This is a genomic window from Clostridium sp. CAG:43 (assembly GCF_000434655.1).
Taxonomy (GTDB): Bacteria; Bacillota; Clostridia; order Lachnospirales; family Lachnospiraceae; genus Otoolea; species Otoolea fessa.
In genome coordinates, this window is record NZ_FR895084.1 from 13,405 (window position 1) to 15,845 (window position 2,441).

The following is a 2,441-nucleotide window of genomic DNA, read 5'->3' on the forward strand; positions in this document are numbered from 1 at the left end:
ACCCCGCACAATGCCTATGCATCGGGACCAAAGCTGCGCCAGGCGATCGAGGCGAGCGGTTATGCGGATGCGTACCCGGAGAGCTATGAGGGGCATTATACTTTTGCGCCGGAGAGTGCGCCGGTGTGCTTTGAGGATGGTATCGCAGCGGCCAAAGTAGTGCCAGGTTATCAGTTAAGCAATCCCTGGTTTGAGTATCACCCGGAGGACGGGCTGTACTACCGGTATCAGTATGGCGGTCCGCATATGGGAGATGAAGGACAGATAGCGGTTAAAAATATTATTTTCCAATACTGTTTGTGGAAATATTATAAACCGACGGAATATCTGGATATTGATGTCCATACACCGGCGACGGGGTATTATTTTACAAATGGACACGGCATTCTGATTCGTTGGGAAAAAGACGGCGCTTACGGCGTCACAAAGTATTACGATATGGACGGTCAGGAAATCAAGCTGAATCCGGGCAAGACCTGGGTCTGCATCCTTCCGAATGACCGTATGGATAAGGCGGAATTCTATGGAGAACAGACGGAGTAGAAGAAAACCCGGAATGCGGGAAGAGACAGAAAGAGAGATAATCAGCCGGCAGCGTACGGCAGGACGTAGAGAAGAAGCAGCCGGAGGCAGCCGGGAAAGTGCGGGCAGAAGCCGTAACCGGTCAGGAAGCAGCCGGAAGCCGGAAGCGGTTCCGGTGAGGAAAGAAAATTTTGTCATTCAGGGCACGATCCTGGCAGCTGCCGGTATCATTGTGCGTCTGATCGGTATTCTGTACCGCGTCCCGATGACGAATATCATCGGCGATGAGGGCATGGGATATTATTCGACGGCATTCAACGTATATAATATCATGCTGATCCTTTCATCGTACAGTCTGCCTCTGGCGGTGTCGAAGATGGTAGCGGCCCGCCTTGCGAAAGGGCAGTACCGCAATATGAACCGTGTTCTGCGGGCGGCGCTTGTCTATGCGACGGTCGTAGGTGGTCTGGCATGCTTTATTACCTGGAATTTTGCAGGCTTTTTTGCAACGACCTTGTTTAACACGCCGTTCTGCGTGTATGCACTCCGCACACTTGCGCCAACGATCTGGATCATGGCGTATCTAGGCGTGCTGCGCGGTTATTTCCAGGGACATGGAACGATGATTCCGACGGCGATCTCCCAGATCCTGGAGCAGGTGGTCAACGCGATTATCAGTGTGGTGGCTGCCAGCGTCCTTTTCAAGGTGGGACTGGATACAGCGAAAGTATATGGAAAAGATGGATATGCACAGGCATTTGGCGCGGCAGGCGGTACGATCGGCACAGGAAGCGGCGCGTTTGCAGCCCTGTTATTTGTGCTGGTATTGTTTTTACTCTACCGTCCGACGGCAAAACGGCGGATTGCCAAGGATCGGAGCGGTAGCGTGGATTCCTACCGTCAGATTTCGAGAATCTTCTTCTTTACCGTTATTCCGGTTATCGTAAGCTCGGGTGTTTACAATATTAACTCGGTTATTGACAACGGTATCATGGCGCACGGCATGGAGTCGCTGGGACGCGGCAAAGAGTTTTTAGCCCTCTGGGGTATCTACAACAACAAATATATGCTGCTGGTACACGTCCCGCTTGCGATGGCGAACTCACTGTCCTCGTCGCTGATTCCTTCGCTGTCCGGTGCAATAGCGCGTAAGGACCGAAAGGCGGCGATTGAGAAGACAGCCCTTGCGATCCGGTTTGCTATGCTGATTGCGATTCCGTCGGCGGTGGGGCTGACGGTACTTTCAGCGCCGGTCAATAACCTGTTATTCCGGGGCGGCAACAATGCGGAAGCGATCCGTATGATGATGATTGGCGCTTCAGCCGTTATCTTCCTGTCGCTTTCGACGGTTACCAATGCAATCTTACAGGGACTTAACCGGATGAATGTTCCGGTGCGGAACGCCCTGATTTCGTTGGCATTACACGTGATTGCGCTGTATATTATGCTGATGATCTTCAATATGGGTATCTACAGTATGGTATTTGCAAGTATTTTATTTGCGCTCTTTATGTGCATTTTAAATGCGATCGCGATCCGCAACACACTCGGTTACCGCCAGGAGATGGTCAAGACCTTCCTGCTGCCGGCGATCAGCGCAGCATTTATGGGCGCGGCGGCATATGGCGTATACCGTGGGGTTACGCTGGTGATCCACAGCAATGTGCTGGGAACGCTGCTGGCGGTGCTTGTGGCGGTCGCGGTATATGGCGTGCTTCTTATCAAGCTGCACTGTATCGAGGAAGATGAGATGTATTCGATGCCGATGGGACGGAAACTCACACGCATCTGCCGGAAGCTGCATCTGATGTAGGGTTAGAAATTTAGCTATGATTAAAATTTAGAAAAAAGTGAATAATAAGGATACACAACAGGAGGTATCCTTATTATGAGAAAATATCAGGGAATACTGTTTGCGG

At 51.4% G+C, this 2,441-nt stretch carries 2 protein-coding genes; both read left to right on the forward strand.

What is annotated here, in order from left to right; genetic code table 11:
- Window positions 1-543 (forward strand): DUF3048 C-terminal domain-containing protein (locus QVO97_RS06870; RefSeq protein ID WP_288189245.1); only part of this gene is annotated, 543 nt, incomplete at its 5' end.
- Window positions 524-2,335: a putative polysaccharide biosynthesis protein gene (locus tag QVO97_RS06875; RefSeq protein WP_022359627.1), complete on the forward strand. Its 1,812-nt coding sequence runs from the start codon at window positions 524-526 to the stop codon at window positions 2,333-2,335. The genes QVO97_RS06870 and QVO97_RS06875, both read left to right, overlap by 20 nt.
- The last annotated feature ends 106 nt before the right edge of the window (window positions 2,336-2,441 follow it).